General features: G+C 28.6%; 18 protein-coding genes, 4 tRNA genes and 1 rRNA gene. 18 read left to right on the top strand and 5 right to left on the bottom strand.

Annotated features, from left to right (window positions below; genetic code table 4):
- From T401_RS0101450 to T401_RS0101440, 3 genes are all read left to right on the top strand, one after another.
- Nucleotides 1–584 (top strand): 23S ribosomal RNA (locus tag T401_RS0101450); the annotation flags it as partial.
- A 142-nt stretch (nt 585–726) separates the two neighbouring features.
- Nucleotides 727–802: transfer RNA gene (locus T401_RS0101445), tRNA-Thr, on the top strand.
- A 3-nt stretch (nt 803–805) separates the two neighbouring features.
- Nucleotides 806–890: transfer RNA gene (locus T401_RS0101440), tRNA-Leu, on the top strand.
- Between the two features lie 90 nt (nt 891–980).
- Here T401_RS0101440 and T401_RS0101435 read toward each other — a convergent pair.
- A tRNA-Thr gene (locus T401_RS0101435) sits at nt 981–1,056 on the bottom strand.
- Between the two features lie 122 nt (nt 1,057–1,178).
- On the opposite strand from T401_RS0101435, the gene T401_RS0101430 reads away from it, so the two are divergent.
- The 8 genes from T401_RS0101430 (at nt 1,179) to T401_RS0101395 (ending at nt 6,592) form a co-directional block, all read left to right on the top strand.
- Nucleotides 1,179–1,619, top strand: a complete 441-nt coding sequence (locus T401_RS0101430; protein ID WP_033178712.1) for a division/cell wall cluster transcriptional repressor MraZ — start codon at nt 1,179–1,181, stop codon at nt 1,617–1,619.
- On the top strand, nt 1,613–2,518 hold the full coding sequence (gene rsmH, locus T401_RS0101425) for a 16S rRNA (cytosine(1402)-N(4))-methyltransferase RsmH (protein WP_033178711.1): 906 nt from the start codon (nt 1,613–1,615) through the stop codon (nt 2,516–2,518). The genes T401_RS0101430 and rsmH overlap by 7 nt, the downstream gene beginning before the upstream one ends.
- A 2-nt stretch (nt 2,519–2,520) precedes the next feature.
- Complete coding sequence (locus T401_RS0101420) at nt 2,521–3,630, top strand: hypothetical protein (RefSeq protein ID WP_033178710.1); 1,110 nt, start codon at nt 2,521–2,523, stop codon at nt 3,628–3,630.
- Nucleotides 3,631–3,641: 11 nt separating this feature from the next.
- Nucleotides 3,642–4,796, top strand: coding sequence for a cell division protein FtsZ (ftsZ, locus tag T401_RS0101415; protein ID WP_033178709.1), 1,155 nt, complete (start codon nt 3,642–3,644; stop codon nt 4,794–4,796).
- A gap of 103 nt (nt 4,797–4,899) precedes the next feature.
- Nucleotides 4,900–5,565: a 16S rRNA (uracil(1498)-N(3))-methyltransferase gene (locus T401_RS0101410; RefSeq protein ID WP_033178708.1), complete on the top strand. Its 666-nt coding sequence runs from the start codon at nt 4,900–4,902 to the stop codon at nt 5,563–5,565.
- A 75-nt stretch (nt 5,566–5,640) separates the two neighbouring features.
- Nucleotides 5,641–6,075: a 50S ribosomal protein L13 gene (gene rplM, locus T401_RS0101405; protein ID WP_033178707.1), complete on the top strand. Its 435-nt coding sequence runs from the start codon at nt 5,641–5,643 to the stop codon at nt 6,073–6,075.
- Nucleotides 6,075–6,473, top strand: coding sequence for a 30S ribosomal protein S9 (gene rpsI / locus T401_RS0101400; protein ID WP_033178706.1), 399 nt, complete (start codon nt 6,075–6,077; stop codon nt 6,471–6,473). The genes rplM and rpsI overlap by 1 nt, the downstream gene beginning before the upstream one ends.
- A 42-nt stretch (nt 6,474–6,515) precedes the next feature.
- Nucleotides 6,516–6,592: transfer RNA gene (locus T401_RS0101395), tRNA-Ile, on the top strand.
- A 148-nt stretch (nt 6,593–6,740) separates the two neighbouring features.
- Here the strand turns inward: T401_RS0101395 and T401_RS06655 are convergent.
- From T401_RS06655 to tyrS, 3 genes are all read right to left on the bottom strand, one after another.
- Entirely contained in the window at nt 6,741–7,256 is a 516-nt protein-coding gene (locus T401_RS06655) for a leucine-rich repeat domain-containing protein (protein ID WP_277847026.1), read from the bottom strand.
- 603 nt (nt 7,257–7,859) lie between these two features.
- Nucleotides 7,860–8,936, bottom strand: a complete 1,077-nt coding sequence (locus tag T401_RS0101380) for an alanine/ornithine racemase family PLP-dependent enzyme (RefSeq protein ID WP_033178704.1) — start codon at nt 8,934–8,936, stop codon at nt 7,860–7,862.
- A 5-nt stretch (nt 8,937–8,941) separates the two neighbouring features.
- Complete coding sequence (gene tyrS / locus T401_RS06650; RefSeq protein WP_033178703.1) at nt 8,942–10,174, bottom strand: tyrosine--tRNA ligase; 1,233 nt, start codon at nt 10,172–10,174, stop codon at nt 8,942–8,944.
- 83 nt (nt 10,175–10,257) lie between these two features.
- On the opposite strand from tyrS, the gene T401_RS0101370 reads away from it, so the two are divergent.
- The 5 genes from T401_RS0101370 to rpoC all read left to right on the top strand — a co-directional run bounded on the left by T401_RS0101370 (nt 10,258) and on the right by rpoC (nt 20,312).
- Nucleotides 10,258–11,145: a DegV family protein gene (locus tag T401_RS0101370; RefSeq protein ID WP_033178702.1), complete on the top strand. Its 888-nt coding sequence runs from the start codon at nt 10,258–10,260 to the stop codon at nt 11,143–11,145.
- 140 nt (nt 11,146–11,285) lie between these two features.
- Entirely contained in the window at nt 11,286–11,786 is a 501-nt protein-coding gene (gene rplJ, locus T401_RS0101365) for a 50S ribosomal protein L10 (protein WP_033178701.1), read from the top strand.
- A 26-nt stretch (nt 11,787–11,812) separates the two neighbouring features.
- A complete protein-coding gene (rplL, locus tag T401_RS0101360) occupies nt 11,813–12,181 on the top strand; it encodes a 50S ribosomal protein L7/L12 (protein WP_033178700.1) in 369 nt (122 codons plus the stop codon).
- A 164-nt stretch (nt 12,182–12,345) separates the two neighbouring features.
- Nucleotides 12,346–15,939, top strand: coding sequence for a DNA-directed RNA polymerase subunit beta (rpoB, locus tag T401_RS0101355; RefSeq protein WP_033178699.1), 3,594 nt, complete (start codon nt 12,346–12,348; stop codon nt 15,937–15,939).
- Nucleotides 15,939–20,312: a DNA-directed RNA polymerase subunit beta' gene (rpoC, locus tag T401_RS0101350; RefSeq protein ID WP_033178698.1), complete on the top strand. Its 4,374-nt coding sequence runs from the start codon at nt 15,939–15,941 to the stop codon at nt 20,310–20,312. The genes rpoB and rpoC overlap by 1 nt, the downstream gene beginning before the upstream one ends.
- Before the next feature lie 50 nt (nt 20,313–20,362).
- On the opposite strand, the gene T401_RS0101345 is transcribed toward rpoC, so the two are convergent.
- Nucleotides 20,363–20,860, bottom strand: coding sequence for a redoxin domain-containing protein (locus T401_RS0101345; protein WP_033178697.1), 498 nt, complete (start codon nt 20,858–20,860; stop codon nt 20,363–20,365).
- A gap of 104 nt (nt 20,861–20,964) precedes the next feature.
- Between T401_RS0101345 and T401_RS0101340 the strand changes: the two genes are divergently transcribed.
- The gene (locus T401_RS0101340; RefSeq protein ID WP_033178696.1) at nt 20,965–21,753 is read left to right on the top strand and encodes a tRNA1(Val) (adenine(37)-N6)-methyltransferase; all 789 of its coding nucleotides are present in this window, start codon (nt 20,965–20,967) and stop codon (nt 21,751–21,753) included.
- 2 nt (nt 21,754–21,755) lie between these two features.
- Nucleotides 21,756–23,306 carry a methionine--tRNA ligase gene (gene metG, locus T401_RS06645; protein WP_033178695.1) on the top strand — a complete coding sequence of 517 codons (1,551 nt, stop codon included), beginning with the start codon at nt 21,756–21,758 and terminating at the stop codon, nt 23,304–23,306.
- Nucleotides 23,307–23,371 lie beyond the last annotated feature (65 nt).

Raw genomic sequence — 23,371 nt, 5'->3', positions numbered from 1 at the left:
TCAGAAACCGTATGTAGAGCATAAAGGTAGAAGTGTGATTGACTGTGAGACCTACAAGTCGAGCAGGTGCGAAAGCAGGACTTAGTGATCCGGCGGTACTTCGTGGAAAGGCCGTCGCTCAACGGATAAAAGCTACCCTGGGGATAACAGGCTTATCTTTCCCAAGAGATCACATCGACGGGAAGGTTTGGCACCTCGATGTCGGCTCATCGCATCCTGGAGCTGTAGTCGGTTCCAAGGGTTGGGCTGTTCGCCCATTAAAGCGGTACGCGAGCTGGGTTCAAAACGTCGTGAGACAGTTTGGTTCCTATCTGATGTGGGCGTTGGAATATTGATGAGAGCTACTCTTAGTACGAGAGGACCGGAGTGGACGTACCGATGGTGTTCCAGTTGTTCTGCCAAGAGCATAGCTGGGTAGCCAAGTACGGCAAGGATAACCGCTGAAAGCATCTAAGCGGGAAGCCCCCTCAAAGATGAATATTCCCTTTTAAATTCCTTATAGACTATGAGGTTGATAGGCTGGAGGTGTAAGTACAGCAATGTATTCAGCTGACCAGTACTAATAAATTGATTGGTTTAATAGTGATTCTATAGTGATATCTAAATTTCTAAGTCATATTCAGTTTTCAGAGAACAAAAATTAATCCCTTAATTGGGATTTTTTATTATCTTTTTTAGTAATAAAATATATATTTTTTGTATAATATTAAAGTCAATTAAACAAATGCCGTTTTAGCTCAGTTGGCAGAGCAACTGACTTGTAATCAGTAGGTCGTAGGTTCAAGTCCTATAAACGGCACCATTTGCGCGAGTGGTGAAATTGGCAGACACGTTAGTTTTAGGCACTAATGCTTTACGGCGTAAGGGTTCAAGTCCCTTCTCGCGCACCATATCACTTAAGTTTAAGCGGGTGTCCGCTTTTTATTTATAAAAACCTCACTTTTTTTGTAAGTGAGGTTTTTTCTTTTTTTATAAAGATATGGTGCTGGTTAGAGGATTCGAACCCCTTGCCTATTAAGTACGAATTAATTGCTCTGCCCATTGAGCTAAACCAGCAAAAACTATATAAATTTTATCAAAACACCAGTTAAAGATCAAAAAAACTTAAATTAAAAAGGAAAATAACCAAACAATAAAATATTGTGATAAAATAAGGGTGATAGTGGGAGGAAATGGGAATGTTTGGGAAATTTAACCGGCAATTAGATGATAAAAATAGAATTGTAATACCTACTAAAATATTAAAAGAGTTAGGTGAACAATTCTATATCACATTGGGTTTTGACAAATCTTTAGTATTAAGAACTGAAAAAGAATTCGAAAAACTAAAAATGAATTTAGAATCAAATAACCTTTTAAATAAAGGTTTAAGAGATTTAACTAGATTTATTTTTGGAAACACTGAAGAAGTTTGCCCAGATAAGTCAGGAAGAATAACCCTACCAAAACATTTCATTGACAAAACCGCTATCACCAAGGAAGTCGTTTTTATCGGCGTCGGAAACTATTGTGAGATTTTTGCAAAAGAAGTGTACGATGATAAAGAAAAATTCTTTGAAGATTCAAATAATATTGAAGACTTGACCGAAAAACTATTAGAACAAGGAGTTAAATTATAAATTCACATATTCCCGTCTTATTAAATGAAGTTTTAGAAGAACTTGATATAAAAAAAGATGGAATCTATGTTGATTTAACTTTAGGTAGAGCAGGTCATAGTAAAGAAATATTAAAAAAAATTACTACCGGTAAATTAATTAGTTTTGACAAAGATCAAGAAGCGATTAATGAATCAAATCAAATTTTAAAACAAATTAATAACAATTACATTTTGATAAAATCTGATTTTCGGTTTGCTAAAGCAAAATTGGCGGAAATTGGAATTACAAAAGTAGACGGCATTTTAGCTGATTTTGGAGTAAGTAGCCCTCAACTTGATAATGCTAATAGAGGATTTTCTTATTCACAAGATTGTGATTTAGATATGCGAATGGACCAAGATAACCATTTAAAAGCAAGTGATATTATTAATACTTATTCATCTAATGAAATTGAACGAATTTTAATTGAAAATGCTGATGTAAAATTTGCTAACCAAATTGCGAAGGCAATCTGTGAAAACAGGCCAATTAATACTTCTTTTGAATTAAATGAATTATTAAAACAAACGTTGCCTGCTAAGATTCTAAGAGAAAAAAATCCTTCCAAAGCTGTTTTTCAAGCTCTTCGTATTGCTGTTAATGATGAATTAAATGCAATTAAAGATTTTTTAGAGGATGCATGCTCATTATTAAAACCATCAAGCAAAATGTTATTTATTACTTTTCATTCTAAAGAAGATGTGATTATTAAAAAGTTTTTTCAAAATTTAGTTTATCAAGATCCAAAATTAAATAAATTACCAATTCAGATAAAACGTGAATGAAAACAAAAAATTATTTTTCCAAGTGAAACAGAAACCCAAGAAAACAAGCGTTCTAGAAGCGCCAAATTAAGAGTAATTACTAGATTGGAATAAAGATGAAAAGAACCATAGTCACTATTTTAAAAATATTTCAAGATAAATATGAAATTGAAGTAGTCGAAGAAACTCTTCACGGTATCTTTAGTATATTTAAAAATAGTGAAACTACATCTTTATTTAATATAAATTCATTTAAAAAATTCGTTTATGATTCAAAAATCAAAATCGAACAAATTATTCAAGGTAAATTAAAAGAAGTGATTCTTTTAATAAGTGAAAATGAATATGCTAATTTAAATATTAAAAACATTAAAATTGAATCTTCAGTAGCAATGGATAATCAACAATTAAATGATTTAATTATCAACAAATGCTCTGAAAATAACAAATTTTTATTATCTAACAGAAAGATAAAATTCTTAGACTACACCCAAAAGCAAACGATTAATCAAAATTATTTTAAACAATATAATTCTTTAATCACGATTTCAAATTCCTTTTTAAAAGAAATTAAATACACTTTAGAAAAAATTAATTTAAACCTAGCAAATTGTTATTTTTTAGAGGAAATGGAATTAAAAACCCTTTTATTAAATGAAAAACAAATTGCTTTAAATGTAAAAATGAATTTAAATAATACTAATCTTTTTTTAAGTTTTAATAATACAATCATTAAAACTTTCAAGATCAATTTTGGTTTAGCCAAGTTAATTAACAAAATCAAAACTAATAGCAAGTTAAATGAGGAATTATTATTCTTTTACACCAAAAACCTAATTAAAAATAAACCAATGATTGCTAAAAACGAAGTTTATACTCAATTTATTAATGATTTTTTAAATGAATTGGCCTTAGAAATTAAAGAAATTATTAATAAAAATCAAATTAACCAAGAAAATTTGCAAATTAATTTATTTGGATTTTTAGCAAATAATGAATTTGTTCAAACTATCTTACAATCAAAAATCGGAGATAACCAAATTTATTCTTTATATGTTGCTAGAGATTTAATTTCTGATGAAGCAAAAGGAGTAATTAACCTTTTAGCTTCAAAAGATTTTATCAACAAAGCAAATATTACTACCGAAACCTTTATTATTGATTCTAACATTATCAATAATATTACTAATAAGGCTAAAATAATACGAAGAAAAATATTTGCTTAAGTGAGGTAATTATGTCTAATGCTAATAATCAAGACATTTATAATCCAGTTGCAAAAATAAAAGTAGTTGGTGTGGGTGGTGGTGGCAATAATAGTATAAAAACTTTGCTAGACACCAAATTAAGTGGTTTAGAATTTATTATCGCTAATACTGATCGTCAAGTTTTAGAACAATTCGATCAAAGCTTCATTTTACAATTAGGAGACAAAAAAGGTTTAGGAGCTGGTGCCAAACCGGAAATTGGCAAAAAAGCAGCTTTAGATAGTGTTGATGATATAAAAGCTCGTTTAAAAGGTGCTGATTTAGTAATCATAACAGCAGGGATGGGGGGAGGAACTGGAACTGGAGCTTCCCCAGTAATTGCTAAAATTGCTAAAGAATGTGGGGCAATTGTGGTTGCAATTGTTACTACTCCCTTTGATTTTGAAGGCAGTCGCCGAATTAAAATTGCTAATGAAGGAATTAAAGAATTAGTTAAAGAGGTTGATTCATACATTATTATTTCCAATAATAAATTACTTTTACAATATGGTAATATCGCCTTTAATGATGCTTTTAAATGTGCTGATAATATTTTAAAACAAACTATTCGAACATTAATTGATGTTATTGCTTTACCTGGAATTATCAATTTAGATTTTGCTGATTTAGAAACAATTATTAAAAACAGTGGAGAGGCTGTAGTTGGGATTGGAACAGCAAGTGGTCAAGACCGAGCTACTAAAGCCATTACTTCTGCTATTAGTAGTCCGATTTTAGAATCAAGTATCGTTGGCGCTACTGATGCAATTGTTTATTTTAATGCTAGCAATGAAGTAACTTTAAATGAAATTAATAAAGCTATTATGACTATGCGTGAATTAGTTGGGCAAGATATTAATATCATTTTTGGATTAACTAACACCGCATCTGAAGAAAGTAATAAATTAGGAGAATTATACGTTTCAGTAATTGCTACTGGATTAAGAAAAAATGCTCCAAAAGAAACTAATGGTATCCAAAAAGAAATTTCAAAAGCCATTTTAAATGCAAACTTACGATGCGATTTAGAAACAACTAAGGAATTTTTATTAAAAAATCCTTATGTTCCAAGTGATTTTGTTGTTGAAGACGAAAATAAAAACGAATACAATGATGATATGGCTGATATTTTTAAAACCGTTTAGATGATGTAAGAAATCTTTGGTTTAAAAAAAAATAAGCAAAAAATCACAAGAAAGGGAGAAATAAATTTCTCTCTTTTATTTATTTTGTTTTAAAATATCTATTATGTATAAATTTTTTGCTGATCAAAAAGAAAATGATTATTTTATTTTAGATAAAGAAACTATTAACCATTTAAAAACAATCCGTATTAAAGATAATGAAGTCTTTTTAATTAATTATCAAGATGAGTTTTATCAATGCTTATTTGAATTTCCTAATCAGGCAAAAATCTTAAAAAAAGAAGACATTAATAATGAAAATGAGTTTGAAATTATTGCTTGTATCCCGGTTATTAAGGCTAATCATTTCGAAATTGCTTTACAAAAATCAACTGAATTAGGAGTAAATAAAATTATTCCTTTTTATTCTGAATACACAGAAAAAAATAATTTAAATATTTTAAATAAAGAAGAACGGTTATTAAAAATTATTAAACAAGCTGCTCAACAATCATTCCGAAATAAAGTTCCTCAGCTTATGAAACTTCATTCTTTTGACGAAATTCTTAATTTAAATATTAATAATAAGATTTTGGCTTATGAAAAAGCCAAAACCCTGCCATTAACAAAACAAAATCAAACCACATTAGTTATTGTTGGCCCTGAAGGTGGATTTAGTTTGAATGAAATTCAAAAAGCAGTTGAAAAAAATGTTAAAATAGTTTCATTGACCAATACCATTTTAAGAGCAGAAACTGCACTTATTTTTATGTTATGTAGAATAATATAAATTTTTTATAAAAAACTGTTTATATGTTATAATGTTTAAGCATTTACAAAATTTATTAAAAAAAAGGAAGAAAGTATGCGTCAAACAACAATCATTAGAAAAGAAATAGTTGATAAAAAATGATACATCATCGATGCAAATAACGTACCTTTGGGTAGACTTTCAACTCTTGTAGCTTCAATCCTACGGGGAAAAAATAAACCAACATTTACACCAAATGTTGACATGGGCGACAATGTAGTTGTTATCAATGCAAAAGATGTACTTTTAACAGCTAAAAAAGAAGAAAAGAAAATTTATTACCACCACACTGGTTATCCAGGGGGACTTAAAAAAATTAATGCTAAAGATTTAAGAGCAAAACATCCAGAAGCATTAGTAGAAAAAGCAGTTAGAGGAATGCTACCACACACTAAATTAGGTAGAAAACAATTTAAGAATTTATATGTTTATGCTAATGAAGAACACAAACAAGTTGCACAACAACCTGTTAAAATTGAGGTTAAATAATGGCTGAAAAAATTAGATACTATGGTTTAGGACGTCGTAAATCTTCTGTTGCTAGAGTTTATATTTTACCTGGTGATGGAAAATTCACAATCAACAATAAACCAGCTAAAACATATTTAAATTCTGACATTTTAATCAAAGATGCTTTAAGTCCATTTTCAGTTACTGAAACAACCAATACATTTGATGTTATTGCTAATGTTAATGGTGGTGGATTAACTGGACAATCAGGTGCTATTAGATTAGGAATTGCCCGTGCATTATTAGAAGCTTCAAACAATGAGTACCGTAATAAATTAAAAGATGCTGGATTCTTAACAAGAGATGCTCGTGTTAAAGAACGTAAGAAATTCGGTTTAAGAAAAGCAAGAAGAGCAAGACAATTCTCAAAACGTTAATAAAATTTTATATAATTATATTTGCGGTTTTTACCGCTTTATGCGAGCGTAGCTCAGCTGGTTAGAGCACACGACTGATAATCGTGAGGTCGATGGTTCAAGTCCATTCGTTCGCACCATTTCAAGCAATTGACCAAAGAACCATTAAGTTGGTTCTTTTTTTAATAATAAATCTTAAATATATTAATTTTCATTTGAAAATAAATTAAAAAAAGAGATAACTCTCTTTTTATTATAAATTTCAATTTTTAATTATTTATTATTAAATTATTCAACATAAGTAATGCCATTTATAACAATTGGATTTTCTCCAAATTCTTTTTTCAAGTTTTCAAGAAATGGAGTGTGATTAAATGCTCCTTGCTTAATCGAAGTCACACTTCTTTGAATATTAATTGAAGCTAAACTAGAACATCCACTGAATGCATAATTTCCAATCGATGTCGCACTTTCTGGAATATTAATCGAAGTTAATCCTGTACATCCTTCAAATGCACTGTCTCCAATTGAAGTCACACTATTAGGAATAGTAATTTCTTTTAATCCAGAACATCCTCAAAATGCACTGTCTCCAATCCAAGTCACACTTTCTGGAATATTAATTGAAGTTAACCCAGAACATCCCTCAAATGCTCTATCTCCAATCAAAAACATACTTTCTGGAATATTAATCGAAGTTAAACTAGAACGACCCTTAAATGCACTGTCTCCAATCAAAGTCACACTTTCTGGAATATTAATCGAAGTTAATCCTGTACACCCCTCAAATGCTTTGTTCCCAATAATTTTATTTTTTATGTAATTTTGAAATCACCTTTAAAGTTTTTGTTAACAGAAACTAAAGTATTATCAACAATTTTGTAATATTCATTTGGTGTGTAATTATTTGAATCAGTATTTTCTATTCCTGCCCCCAGAGTCGGTTTGTTTTCTTTATCTTCAGGATCTGGTTTTGGAATTTCAGGTTCCGGAACTGGTTTTTCACATTTTGAACTAATTAAAGGTAATGTGGTAATTACCCCTGTTGTACAAAAAGAAAGTATAAATAATAAAGTTTTTTATTTTTTTGCTTTTCATTTTTTATCCTTTTATAATACATTTTTATATTTATAAAACTAATTTTATTTGTTTGCAAAAAAACTGCTTAGGTTTTGTTAGTTTTTCAAAAAAATCCAATTTTTGTTCTTTTTAAAATGAATTTTTTGTTTTTCATTAACTTAAATTCTTTAAAAGAACACGGGTTATAAAGTTTTTTAGGTTTATAAAATGTTTTTTTAATTTATCAATTTTTATACTTTTACCAAATTAGAAATTAATTATAAATTCATATTATTTTTAAAAAATTAAAAAGAGGAAAGAACCTCCTTTTAAATGAATTTTTTTATTTTAATCTATTTTATTAATAAATTCTTTTTCAACATAATTTGAATTAAATAAATATAATAAACTTCCTCAATCTAGATTAAAAGTAATAATATCTCCGACTTTATATTGTTTTTTGCATTTATCAACATTAATAATCATATGATCTGAAGAGCCACCTAGAATTTCCATGTCTTTATCTAAAGGGGTCATTGCATCAAACATAGTATCAATTTTTCCAATAGCACAAATAATTCGATCAATATCACCAATGTCTTCAAAGGTTGGGATATTGCCAAAGGCATCTAAACCAGGTTCACCAATAGGCATTGAACTTTTTCTTTTAACCTCAATTACTTTAGCTTGGCATTGGAAAGCATCACGATGCATGTTTCTAATAGTTTTTCTATATTTATCTTCAGTTCCAAAGATCATTGCAAAACTCATTCTTAAAACATTAACTTCTTTTGGCATGCGGTTTTCTCAAACTAAATGCAAGCTTAATGAGTTACCGCCTGAAATATGGCTAAATTTAACATTATATTTAGCTTGAACTTCATTATTTAAATCAGCAAAGATTTTCATTGCTTCATCAGAAGGAATTCTTCCTCCATAGCAGCCAAAATTACATCCTAAACCAACTAATTTAACACCTTTCATTTCATTAATAATTTTGCCACAAGCTTCAACAGTATCTTCAGGAAGAAAGCCTTCTCTACGATCTCCTAAATCAACCATAACAATAACTTCATGGGTTTTATTGTTTGCTAAACAATAATCACTAATTGCTTTAATAGTATCTAATTCACTATTTAAACTTGAATCGCATAATTCCACTAAGCGAGGAATTTCATCAATTTGTGGCAATCTTAATAATTGTTTATGTCCTTTTATATCTTTATATACTTCAAAATTATCTAATCTTGAATCACCAAAAAATTTAATTCCAGCTTTAGCATATAATTCTGCCATTCTTCTATTACCACAAAAACCTTTGGTTACAGCTAGAACTTCAATTCCTTTTTCAGCACAAATTTCTTGCACTACTTTGATATTGTGTAAGAATTTTTGTTCATCAATAATTATTTTCGGATAAGCCATAATACTTATTTTCTCCTTAAAATGATAAATTCTTTTTTACCTTTTTTTAATAAGGCAAATTTGTGTTCGTATTTTAAGAATTGAATTAAATGGTTTTCATTTTCAATTATTTTATCATCTATTGAAAAAGATTTCTTACTAATAAATTCTCTGACTTCACGGTTTGAATTTAAAATGCCATTCTTTTTAATTGTTTCAATAAATACATCATTTTCTTCAATTTCAATAACCGGAAGAAAACCTAATAGCATTTCAATATCTTGGATTTCTAATTTGCTTTGATCCTTTGAAAATAAAATTGAACTTATTTTTACACATTGATTAGCAATTACTTCACTATGAATATTTTTAACAATTTCATAAGCTAAAGTTTTTTGTGCAATTCTTAGATATTTTTTTTCATTATGTTGTTTCATAATTGCTTGAATTTCTTTTGTATCTAAGAAAGTTAATCATAATAAATATTCTTCAATTTTTGAATCAGCTTGATTTAATAAAAATTGATAAATTGCAAAAGGAGAAGTCATTTCTTTATCCAATCATAAAGCACCACCACCAGTGCTTTTGCCAAATTTTTTACCGTTTTCATCAACCAATAAATTAGCAGTAATAACTAAGGCATCATTTTCACCATGAGTTTTTCTAATTAACTCTAAACCAGTTGTCATATTACCTCATTGATCGCTTCCACCAAGTTGGATTTTAACATTATTTTGTTCATATAAGGTTTTAAAATCTCACCCTTGGATTAATTGATAACTAAATTCAGTAAAAGACAAACCTTGAGTTAATCTTGTTGCTATACTGTCTTTTTCTAATAAATAATTTACATTGATATGTTTTCCAATTTTTCTTAGAAAATCAACCATTGTTCAATTCTTATAAAAAGTAAAATTATCAATCACTTCTAGGCCAAAAAATTCAAGTTGTTTTTGAATTGAATTTTTATTTTCAAGAAGAGTTTGCTCATCTAAAAAATTTCTTTCAGAATTACGAAAACTAGGATCACCAATCATTCCAGTTATGCCACCTAAAATAGCAATTGGATGATATCCAAATTGCTTGAATCTTAATAAATTAGCAATTTGAACATAATTTCCCAAATGAAGACTTTTAGCAGTTGGATCAAAACCAGTATATACTCCTACACCACTTGCTAAACTGCTAAATTTTTCTTCATTTGAAATATTATTAAGAATCCCTCTTGTTTTTAGTTCCTCCAAAATATTTTTAGACATAATTTTCCTTTCAATTAATATTTTTATTATGGTAATATTATATACACAATTAGATTAAATTATTTATTATATTGAGGTTATATATGAAAATAAAAATATTAGTTGATTCATCTTGCGGTTTAGATGAAAATACAATTCAAAACCTAGATTGAGAATTATTGCCTTTGCAAGCAGAGGTAGATAATAAAATTTATGAAATTGGTAAAGAAATGAATCTAAAAAACTTTGCCTTAATGTATCGCCAAAATCCAAAAATAAATTGCTTAACAACAGCAACTCCTATTGGTAAAGCACAAATGCAAATTGACAATTTGATTAATCAAGGTTATGATAAGATTGTCGTTTATACGATTTCAAAACATTTATCAAGTCAAAATTCAATGATTAAAACTTTGTATAAAGACAATGATAAGGTTTTTGTTATTGATAGTAATAAAATTTCATTTTTAATGGTGAAGGATTTATTGTTATTCGAAGAAAAAATTAATAATGGTGAAAGTTTTGAAAAAGCTATAAAAATTTTTGATGATCAATTCAATAAAATTTTATTAATCCCAGAATTTAATGATGCCTTAGTAAAAGGTGGTCGTCTTTCAAAACCAGCAGCCGTTATTGCTAAGTTGTTAAAAATTGTTCCAATTATTGAATTTAAAAATGGTGAATTAGTAAAATATGGCATTGGAAAAGTATTCCGTAAAACAGTGATTAAAATGATTAAAGAACTTTGGGATGAATTTAGTTATAAAAACCAATTAGATGACTATGAATTTGTTATTTGTAATGCTGACAATACAGAAATTGATTATTATGTTGAACAAGTTAAAGAAATTACTAAATTTAATAAAGTTTCAGTATTTGATTTGCCAACTGTAATTGCTGTTCATACTGGAATTGGTGCATTAACTCTTTCAATTGTAAAAGTTAAAAAAACAATAAAAGAAAAATTCCATTCTCAAGCAGAAATAAAATAAAATTTAAAATTAATTTTTAAATAACTTGATTGTGATATAATAAGCAAGCAATATATGAAGACAGTAACTGCTAAAAAGCTTAATTTGTTACCGAGTATGTTTACTTTTTTCTTTATTGCATAATTAAATTAGGAGGAAACATGAGCGCTTTAAGAGATGCTAAAGGTTTGGTTGTATCTGAAATCTCTGAAAATTTAAAGCAATCTAAGGCACTTGTTGTTGTTTCATATAAAACTCTTGATGTTGTTGCTTTACAAAATATTAGAGAAGAATTAAAAGCAAGTGGAGTTTTATTTAAGGTTTATAAAAATAGATTAGTGAAACAAGCTGCAAGTCAATTAGGTTTTGATAAACTAAATGATTATTTAGTTGGACAAAACGTTTTTGCTTTTGCTAAAGAAGATGATTTAAGTGCATCTAAAGTTTTAGTTAAATTTAAAAAACAATACCCAGCTTTAGAATTTGTTGCTGGTATTTACGAAAATCAAGTTGTTGATGCTAAAGCATTAGAAGAAATAGCAAAACTTCCTTCATATGAAGAATCATTAATGATTCTAGGAAACTCATTAATAAGCCCATTAAGAAATTTAGCTATTGGACTTAATATGTTAGTTGAACAAGGAAAAGTTAAATCTGAATAATATATACAATTAAAGGAGAAATTATTATGGCAAAATTAACAAAAGAAGAATTTCTATCAGCATTAAAAGAAATGAACATTAAAGAAGTAATGGAATTAGTTCAAGGACTAAAAGAAGAATTTGGAATTGACCCAACCGCTGTTGTAGCAGCAGCTGCTGCTCCTGCTGAAGCAGTTGAAGAAAAAGATTCTTTCAACGTTACTTTAAAATCAGATGGTGGAAACAAATTAGCAGTTATTAAAGTTGTTAAAGACTTATTAGGTCTAGGTTTAATGGATGCTAAAAAATTAGTTGAATCAGCACCTGCATTATTAAAAGAAAATGCTAAGAAAGAAGAAGCTGAAGAAATTAAAGCTAAATTAACTGAAGTTAAAGCTGAAGTTGTAATTGAATAATAAAAAAAACAAATAAAAAAAGGCTTTTTTTAAAGCCCTTTTTGTCTTTTTTTATACACATATACACATGCACGTGTATATATTAACAAAAGCAAATGAACACCTTCAAACTAAATAATTCCAAAAATAAAAATATTAATAATTAACAAAATGAGGTAAAAGATATGATAAAGAGCCCTGAATACGAAATTAGAAAATTTGGTCCAATTACTGAAAGACGTGATTATTCTTTAAGTCAAAAGAAATTTGAAACTCCTGATTTCCTTGAAATGCAACGTGTATCAGTTGAAAAATTCTTAACAACAGGAATTGAAGAAGAATTAAGAAATATTTATCCAATTGAAGCGCATGGTAAAGTGAGAATTGATTATATACCAAATACAGCTCATTTTGAAAGACCAAAGAAATCAGAATTCGAATCAATTAAAGAAGCTAAACAAAAAGGTTCATCATATGTTGGAAAACTAAAAGCAAAATTAAGACAAACAAACATTGAAACTGGTGAAGTTGAAGATGCTGAAGTTGTTTTTGCTGAAATTCCAATCATGACATATGGTGGTTCTTTTGTAATTAATGGATCAGAAAAAGTTATTGTATCTCAATTGATTAGATCAACAGGAGCTTATTTTGGTGTTGGTGTTAGAAATAAACAAGCTAACGACTTATTCAACAAAGTAGAAATAATTCCTCAAGTTGGTTCTTGAGTTGAAATTTATCATAAAGTAACATCAAATGCAATTGATACAGTAAAAATTCATATCGACAAGAATAAATCATTTTATCTAACTATCTTTCTAAAGGCATTAGGCTTTACTAAGGAAGGAATTTATTCAATGTTTGGAAGAATTCCAGAATTAAAAGAAACATTTAAGAAAGATAAAATATTCAATGAATCTCATGAAGATACAGTAAGAGAAGCACAAGAAGCAATCTATCGTCTTATTAGAAAAGGTGATAGAATGACTGCTGAAAGTGCAAGAAATTTAATTCCATCAACATTATTTAACGAAAAAAGATACAATCTAACTGAAACCGGAAGATTTACTTTAAACCGTAAATTAAATGTGATTGAAAGAATTTCTAATTCATATCTAGCTGAAGATATTTATGCTTCAAATGGTGAACTAATGTATGAAAAAAATACATTTATCACCTTTAAGATGGCTAAAAAAATCCATGATGAATTTAAACAAGGAAGTATTCCAATGTGAAGACTTCCAGACATTGACGAAACCGCTTATGGAAATCAAATTGAATTAGAAGGCAATGAAACATTAGCATCTCGTTTATATGTTCCATGTGTTTGAATTTATCCTACTGAAAATGATATGATTAATGATAATAAAGTTCAAGTTATTGGAAATGATCCAACAGCTACTGAAAACTTTTTATTAATTCCTGATTTAATTGCTACCATTTCATATTATTTCAATTTATTACAAAAAGTTGGGTTAGATGATGATCCAGACTCATTGATTAATAAAAGAATTGTTACAATTGGTGAATTACTACAAAACCAATTTAGAGTGGGGTTAATTAAATTAGAAAAAAACACTAAAGAAAGAATTGCAGCTAAAGACATTGATAAAATTAGTCCAAGAAATGTTACAAATAATAAACCAATCTTTAACCAATTTAAATCTTTCTTTAACACTTCAAAATTATCTCAATTTATGGATCAATGTAACCCATTAGCTGAGATTTCAAACAAAAGAAGAATTACTTCATTAGGACCAAGAGGATTAAACAGAGATACTGCTCAATTTGAGGTTCGGGATGTTCACCCAACTCATTTTGGAAGAATCTGTCCAATTGAAACTCCTGAAGGACCTAACATTGGGTTGATTTTAAACCTAGCTTCTTTTGCTCAAATTGATAAATATGGTTTTATTCAAACTCCATATTTTAAGGTTAATAATAAAAAAGTTGATTTTTCAGCTCCTATTTATTTAACAGCAATTGAAGAAATTGGATATACTTTTGCCCAATCAACCGTTCATATTAAAAATGATGAAATTATTGATGAATATGTAATGGTTAGACGTGATAATGAATATGTGCAAGTTAAAGCTGAAGAAGTTGATTATTTAGGGGTTTCAAACCGCCAAATGACTTCAATTGCTGCTAGTGCTATTCCATTTTTGGAAAATGACGATGCTAACCGTGCTTTAATGGGATCTAATATGCAACGTCAAGCAGTACCAGTTATTACACCTGAAGCCCCTTTAGTAGCAACTGGTGTTGAAGCTGATATTGCAAAATATTCATCAACAAATATTAGAGCTCAAAAAGATGGGGTAGTTACTTATGTTGATTCAAATATGGTAAAAATTATGCCTCATGATTCAAATAAGGCACAAACCTATTATTTAAGAACTTTTGAGAGATCAAATGCTGGAACTTTAATTCACCAAGTACCAATTGTTAAAGTTGGACAAGAAATTAAAAATGGCGATTTATTAGTTGATGGACCTTCAATGAAAAATGGAGAATTAGCCTTAGGTAAAAACGTTTTAGTGGGATTTAGTACTTGACATGGATATAACTATGAAGATGCTATTATTCTTTCAGAGCGTTTAGTAAAAGATGATGTTTATACCTCTATTCACATTGAAGAACAAACCATTCAATTTAGACATTCAAAAGCTGGTGAAGATTGATTAACTAATGATATTCCTAATGCTTCAAACTTCTCTAAACGTTTCTTAGATGAAAATGGTATTGTAAGAATTGGTTCAGAAGTTAGTGCTGGAGATATTTTAGTTGGTAGAACATCACCAAAAGGAGAAGAAAACCCTACTCCTGAAGAAAAATTAATGGCTGCTATTTTTGGTCAAAAAACAGCTTCAAGAAAAGATACATCATTAAAAGTTAAACATGGTCATAATGGTACTGTTGTTGCTATTGAAGTTTTAAGTCGTGAATTTGGCGATCAATTAGAAGATGGAATTGAAAAAATCGTTAAAGTATCAATTGCCCAAAAACGGAAAATTAAAGTTGGTGATAAGATGGCTGGTCGTCATGGTAACAAAGGGGTTGTTTCAATCGTTTTACCAGTTGAAGAAATGCCATATTTAGAAGATGGTACTCCATTAGACATGATGTTAAACCCACAAGGGGTTCCTTCTCGGATGAATATTGGACAAATTCTTGAATTACACCTAGGTTTAGCAGCTAAAAAATTAAATACAAAATTTGTTACTCCAGTTTTTGATGGAATAACTCATAATCAAATTAAAGAAATTTTAGAAGAAGCAAAAATTGATCCAAGTGCTAAAACAACAGTATACAGTGGTCAAACTGGTGAAAAATTTGATCACCCAATTTCAGTTGGGGTTATGTATATGTTGAAACTTTACCATATGGTTGATGACAAGATGCATGCTCGTTCTGTTGGACCTTATTCATTAATTACCCAACAACCCCTTGGAGGAAAAAGCCAAAACGGGGGTCAAAGATTTGGGGAAATGGAAACTTGAGCTATTGAATCTTATGGTGCTTCAAACGTATTACAAGAATTATTGACATACAAATCAGATAACATTGTTGGAAGAAACCAAGTTTATAATGCCTTATCAAGAAAATCAAAATTACCAAAACCAGGTATGCCTGAATCATTTAATGTTTTAGCATATGAATTAAGAGGATTGGGAATTAAACTTGAGGCTCATGAAAGATTAAATGGTTTTGAAGATGACGATGATAACGAAAGAATTGATACCAAATATTATCAAGAATTTGAAGGGGGAGCAGAATAATGAAAAAATCTAGAAAATACGCTTCTTTAGAAGAAGACAAGATTGCTAAAATTTCACTTGCATTAGCTACTCCTGAAGATGTTGAAAGTTGATCTCATGGTGAAGTAACTAAACCAGAAACCATTAACTACAAAAGTTATAAACCAGAAAGAAATGGGCTATTTGATGAAATTATCTTTGGTCCAATGATTGATTATCGTTGTCCTGTTTGTGGTCATAAATACAAAAAAATTAATGAAAAAAGTTTCTGTACTAAAACTGAATTATGTAAACAAGAAAAAGTAGAGATTTTACCAAAAATTTCAAGAAGAAATCATATGGGTCATATTAAATTAAATAGCCCTGTTGTTCATTTTTGATATTTTAAAGTTGATCACTCAATTATTTATAAATTATTAGGTTTAAGAGTTGGAAGAAACAATGATACGGTTAGAAGAATTGATTTAGAAAACTTGATTTATTACAAAAGCCATATTGTATTAGAATCAGGTGGTTTAAAAGCTCTTCCAAAAAACACTATTATTGATATTAATGAAGCTGCCATGATTTATAAAAATGCCTTAGAAGAATTATTATCTCGTTTCGAAGAAGGAACTGAAGATTATGATGATATTAAGGAAACACTTGATGATTTAGTAGAAAAAGCAACTTCAAAAATTGGTCAAGATTATGGAATTGACTTTTATGAATTAAATGAAGTTATTGAACATTATTCAGAAGCTAAAATCGGAACTGGTGCTTTAGCAATTGAATATTTATTAAAAAATATTGATTTAAAACAAGAAAAAGAATTTGTTACTGCTGAAATTAAGAAAATTAATGATGAAGAAATTAAAAATGGTTCAAAAATTGCTTCAACAGCAAAACAAAACCGTGAAAAACTTTATAAACGTTTACAAGTAATTAATGCTTTTATTGAATCTAAACAAAAACCAACTAGTATGTTGATTTATAACCTACCAGTTATCCCAGCTGACTTGCGTCCTTTAATTCAATTAGATGGTGGGCGTCATTCAACAAGTGATATCAATGAATTATACCGTCGGGTAATTATTAGAAATAATCGTTTAAAACAATGACAAGAAAAAGATGCGCCAACTTTAGTTATTCAAAACGAATTAAGAATGATTCAAGAAGCAGTTGATGCTTTAATTGATAACCAAAGAAGAAGTCCTAACCCTGTTTTATCAAAAGACAATCGTCCATTTAAATCAATTAGTGATGCTTTAACCGGTAAAAAAGGTCGTTTTAGACAAAACTTATTAGGAAAAAGAGTTGATTATTCTGGACGTTCTGTTATTGTTGTTGGACCTCATTTAAAAATGCATCAATGTGGTATTCCTAGAGAAATGGCTGCTAAATTATTTGAGCCATGAATCATTGCTAAATTGATTGAAAAAGAAGTGGCAACAACAATTAAAAATGCTAAAAAAATGATTGAAGATCAAAACCCAGTTATTTGACCTCATGTTGCTGAAACAATCAAAGGAAGATTAGTATTATTAAACCGTGCACCGACCTTACACCGTTTATCAATTCAAGCCTTTGAACCTGTATTAGTTAGGGGCAAAGCTATTAAATTACATCCATTAGTATGTACTCCATTTAATGCTGACTTCGATGGTGACCAAATGGCTGTTCACGTTCCTATTTCAGAACAAGCTTTATTAGAAAGTCGTGAATTAATGCTTGCTAATAAAAACATTTTGGGTCCAAAAGATGGAGAACCAATTATTAACCCTTCTCAAGATATGATTTTAGGTATTTATTATCTAACCATAGAAGAAGCTAATGCCTTAGGAGAAGGAAGAGTATTTGACAACTTTGATCACATGATGAGAGCTTATGAAGCTAAAAAAGTTTCATTACATGCAAGAGTTGCTTTACCAATTGAAGAAGTAAAAAGTACTAAATTATTTATTAACCCGGAAGACAAACCAAGATACATTATTTCAACTGTTGGTAAATTCATTTTTAACAATGTCTTTCCAAAAACATTCCCATTTATATACGACAACAAAGTAACAAAAGCCACTTCATTAGAAGAATATGCAAATGGAATTAATAAATACATTGTGCCTGCTGGAACAAACATTCCTGAATATATTACTTATGAATTGCCAGTTCTAGAAGCATTTAATAAGAAAAACATTGCTAAAATCATTCGTCATGCCTTTGACAAATATGTTGCGACCATTACTTTAGAAGATGTTGCTTCAGTTATTAAATGTATTAATGACATTTCAATTTCAAACATTGTTTTAAAATTCTTAGAATTGCAAACATACAACAACAAAAAACTTGATAAAGAACATGCTTTAATTCTTGCTTCATTCACTGAAGAAGAAATCAATGATTTAAAATCAAAAACTCCTGAAAGAGTAAATGGAGCTGATATTCCATTCTCTGCTCAAGAAAAAGCCCAAATTTTAGATAAAGTATGATTTAGATATACTAATATTGTTGCCTCTATTCTTGATGAAATTAAAGATCTAGGATTTGAATATTCAACCATTTCAGGTATTTCAATTTCAATTTCTGATATTTTAGAAACTGAAAAGAAAGAAGAATATCTTGCTGAAGGAGATCAATACATTGATCAATTAAAAGAATATTATAATCAAGGTTATATTACTGATGATGATAGATATTCATTAACTATTAAGAAATGAACTGAAATTAAAGACAAGATTCAAGAAGAATTACAAACTATTATTAAAAATAACCCACAAAACCCAGTTATTACCATGATTAACTCTGGGGCTAGAGGTAATATTTCTAACTTCGTTCAATTAGCAGGTATGCGGGGATTAATGGCAAACAACACCAAAACTACTAAGGCTGATGCTAAAAACGATAGAATTGTTAGATCAACTGTTGAAGTTCCGGTTAAATCTTCATTCATTGAAGGTCTAACTGCTTTTGAGTTCTATTCATCAACTCACGGAGCAAGAAAAGGTCTAACCGATACTGCTTTAAACACTGCTAAATCAGGTTATTTAACTCGTCGTTTAGTTGATGTTGCCCAAAACATTGTTGTTCGTCAAGAAAACTGTGGTTCAGATTATGGTTATGTAGCAAGAGATATTGTTGATACTAAAACAAAACAAGTTATTGTTCCATTAAAAGAAAGAATTGTTGGAAGATATACAAATAAAGCTATTTTAAGTAAAAATGGGCAAGAAATTATCCCTAGAAACACTTTAATTACTGAAAAAATTGCTCAAAATATCATTGATGAAGGTTTTGATTCAGTAGAAATTAGATCTATTTTAGGATGCAACACCAGAAATGGTGTATGTAAGATGTGTTTTGGTAAAGATTTAGCAACCAATAGAATTGTTAATATTGGTGAAGCAGTTGGAATCATTGCTGCTCAATCAATTGGTGAACCTGGTACTCAATTAACCATGCGTACTTTCCATACTGGAGGGGTTGCTGGTGTAGAAGATATTACTGGTGGTTTCACTAGATTGATCGAATTAATTGACGCCCATGAACAACCTTGAGGTCGTCCAGCAACTATTTCACCTTATAAAGGAACTGTAACCAAAATTGAAATCGATGAAAAAAATAACTTCCACCATTTAGTAACTATTGAAACCAAGAATAGTAAAAATGAAATTCAACACAAAAAAGTCTTTGTGGAAACTAATAAAAAACTTAGAGTTAAAGTTGGTGATGAAGTTAGAATTGGAGCAAAATTATCAGAAGGTCCAATCATTTTAAAAGACTTATTAGAATTAACTGACACTTTAACCGTTCAAAATTATTTATTAAAAGAAATTCAAAGAATTTATCGTATTCAAGGGATTGCAATTTCAGATAAATATATCGAAATTATTATCCGTCAAATGATGTCAAAAATTGTAATTCATGATCCTGGTGATTCAAAATTCTTTGCTGGAGCAATTGTTGATATTTTCGATTATCAAGAAGAAAATGCACAATTATTAACCAAGGGATTCAAACCAGCTTATGGTAATGTGGTAATTAAAGGAGCAAAACAAGTGCCTTTATTATCAGATTCATTCTTGGCTGCTGCTTCATATCAAGAAACTTCAAAAATTTTAGTTCATGCTGCTATTTCTTCAAGAAATGACAATTTAAATGGGTTAAAAGAAAACATTATTGTTGGTAAGAAAATTCCAGCTGGAACAGCATTATATCCTTTTGAAGCTCATTCAAAATATGATATTAAACCAGCTATTAAATACTTTATTGATGAAGAAGAACAAAATGAAGATGAAATGGATTTCACTCCATTAGATTTAGAAGCATATAATAAAGAAATTGAAGAATTAGAAGCAAATGAAGAAGTTTATGTTGAAGATGAATCACAAGAAGATGATTACTACGATGATGAAGAATAAAACTAATTAAAAATAAAATACAGATCAGCAATTGTGGTCTGTATTTTATTTTATAATGAATTTAATTTGTTTAAAAGTTGATCAAAATCAACTTGGTCAGTTAATTCTTGATTAATTTGTTTATAAATAATTTTGTTTTCTTTATCTAAAATAAACATTGCTCTTGCCAATAAATGAATCTCATCAATTAAAATTCCTAATTGTTTTGCAACATTATGGTTATAATAATCAGAAAACATTTGAATATTTCCAACAGGATGACCACTAGAAATATAACTATTTAAAGCACTTGGTAAATCAGCTGAAAAGCTAACAAAATTAAATTCAGGATATTTAGCGGAAATTCTAGATAATTCTAGAATTTGCATATCACATACTTGAGTATTGATTGAAGGAAAAGTTGCTAAAACAGTGTATTTTGATTCATTATTGAATGTTTTTTGTTCAAAAGAACCAACAAATGCCCCTTGTAATTCAATTTTTTGATTTAATTCAACTTCTTTTCCTAAAAGGTGTAGATCATTGTTTTTCATTTTTATAATTCGCATATTTAAAACCTCCATTTAATTATATTTATTTTTTTATAAAATTAAAAATTCTGTGGTTTTGTTTTTATTGGAATATTTCAAATTTAATTTATAATTTATAAATTATGGAAGCAAAAAATAAGATTGTAAAAAATAACTTAGGTTTTTCAGGAGATTTATTTGTTTATCAAGATAAATCCATGTTTAATTATTCAGTTGATACCATTATGTTAGGTAATTTTGTTTCAATCAATTCTAAGGTTTGTAATATTTTAGAAGTTGGAACTAATAATGGCGCTTTATCAATCTTTATTGCTTCGCGTTCTAAAAAGATTAACATTGATGCCATTGAAATTCAAAAACCAGCAGTGGATCTAGCAAGAAAAAACGTCCAATTAAATCAATTAGAAGCACAAATTAATGTTATTCATGCTGATTTTAATGAATATGCTAAAGATTTCGCTTTTAAATGTGGCAATAAACAAGCCAAGAAATATTCTTTAATTGTTGCAAATCCTCCTTATTATAATGAGAATTTTAATGTTGAAAGAACAAAGACCACTGAATCTCAAAAAATTGCTACCCATGAGATTTGCTTGAATTTAGAACAATTAATAGCTAATTCGGCCAAAATCATTGAGCAAAAAGGTTATTTATCAATTGTTTTACCAATGGCAAGATATATTGATTTAATTTGTTTACTAAGAAAATATGATTTTGAACCCAAGCGAGTCCAAATTATTTACCCGAGAAAAAATGGTTTACCAAAATTTTGTTTAGTTGAAGCTCGATATAAATCAGGTTGAGGAACTTTTTTTGAACCTAATTTATATTTACATTATGATGACTTAAATCGTCATGAATATACTGAAGAAATCAAAAAATTATATGTCCCTAAAAAAGTTAAGGAGTAAGAATGAAAGCTAAGAAGACATTTTATATTTCAACCCCCATTTATTATCCTTCAGGTAATTTACATATTGGTCATGTGCTTTGCACAACTTTAGCCTGAACCTACCGAAATTTTAAAAAATTAATGAATTATGATACATTCTTTGTAACCGGGATTGATGAGCACGGAGAAAAAATTGCTAAAAAAGCAGAGTCTTTAAATCTAAAACCACAAGATTATGTTGATTTGCAAGCACAAAAATTTAAAGAACTATGAAATAAATTGGCTATTGATTTTGATCATTTTTCAAGAACAACTAATAAAAACCATGAATCTTTAATCGTTAAAGTATTTGATCAAATGTTAGCAAAAGGACTAATATATAAAGGTAATTATGAAGGACTTTATTCAGTTGAAGATGAAGAATTTTTTACCAAAACCCAAGCAAAATTAGTTGAAGGAAAATATTATCACCCTACTTCTAATCATTTATTAAAAGAAGTATCTGAAGAATCTTATTTCTTTAATATGGCTAAATTCAATCAATGAATTATTAGTTTTTTTAAACAAAATCCTGCTTTTTCTTCAAATCCTAACGTTTTAAAAGAATTAACTAATAATTTTTTAAAAGAAGGTTTAGAAGATCTTTCTATTACAAGAATTTCAATCAATTGAGGAATTAAACTAGAACATTTATCAACCCAAAGACAACATGTTATTTATGTTTGATTAGATGCTTTGTTTAATTATTTATCAGCCTTAAATTATCAAGAAACAAATGATCAACTTTATTCAAAATATTGACTAAACGGGGATGAAAAAGTTCATGTATTAGGAAAAGAAATCGCTAGATTTCACACTATTTATTGACCAATTTTTCTTCATAGTTTAGGAATTAAATTGCCAGATAAAGAAATAATTCATGGCTGAATTATTACTCCTGAAGGCAAAATGTCAAAATCTAAGGGGAATGTTATTGATCCATTGGATTTATTATCCGAATTTGGAGCTGAGGAAATTAAATATTTCTTTGCTTCTCAAGTTAACATTGATTCAGATTATTCATTTTCAAAAACTAATTTAATTAATTACTTAAATGCGGATTTAGCCAATAATTTTGGAAATTTATTAAACCGAACTGCTAAAATGATTAATCAATCATTCGAAAATGGAACAACTTATGAAGAGAGTCATTTACTTGATATTGATAAAGAAATATATACTTACATTGATCAATATTTCAGTAATTATAAAGAACATTTTAATCAATATCACGCTGATAAAGCTTTGAATCAAGCAATTAATTTATCTTCTAAATTAAATGAATACATTGATTTAACCAAGCCTTGAACTTTAAAAGCGGATTTAAATCGTCTAAATGTGATTTTAAACACTTTATTAAATGGTATTTATGCTGTTAATTTAATGCTTTCAGTTGTTTTACCAACTAAATGTAAGAAAATTTTAGAATTTCTTTCAATTAAGGAATTTGATTTAAATTTATTAAAAGATTATCATAAATTTGATCACAAACAAATTGATGTTAAAGAGATTTTATTCCCAAGAATAAAATAAGCTACTTTTGAAGTGGCTTTTTTATTCTTGATTTTGATAAAACATAATTTTTTAAATATTTTGAT

This window comes from Mycoplasma anseris ATCC 49234, from assembly GCF_000702805.1.
Lineage (GTDB): Bacteria > Bacillota_I > Bacilli_A > Mycoplasmatales > Metamycoplasmataceae > Metamycoplasma > Metamycoplasma anseris.
The sequence above is the reverse complement of the archived record's forward strand: the minus strand, read 5'-3'. Positions and strand labels throughout refer to the sequence as shown.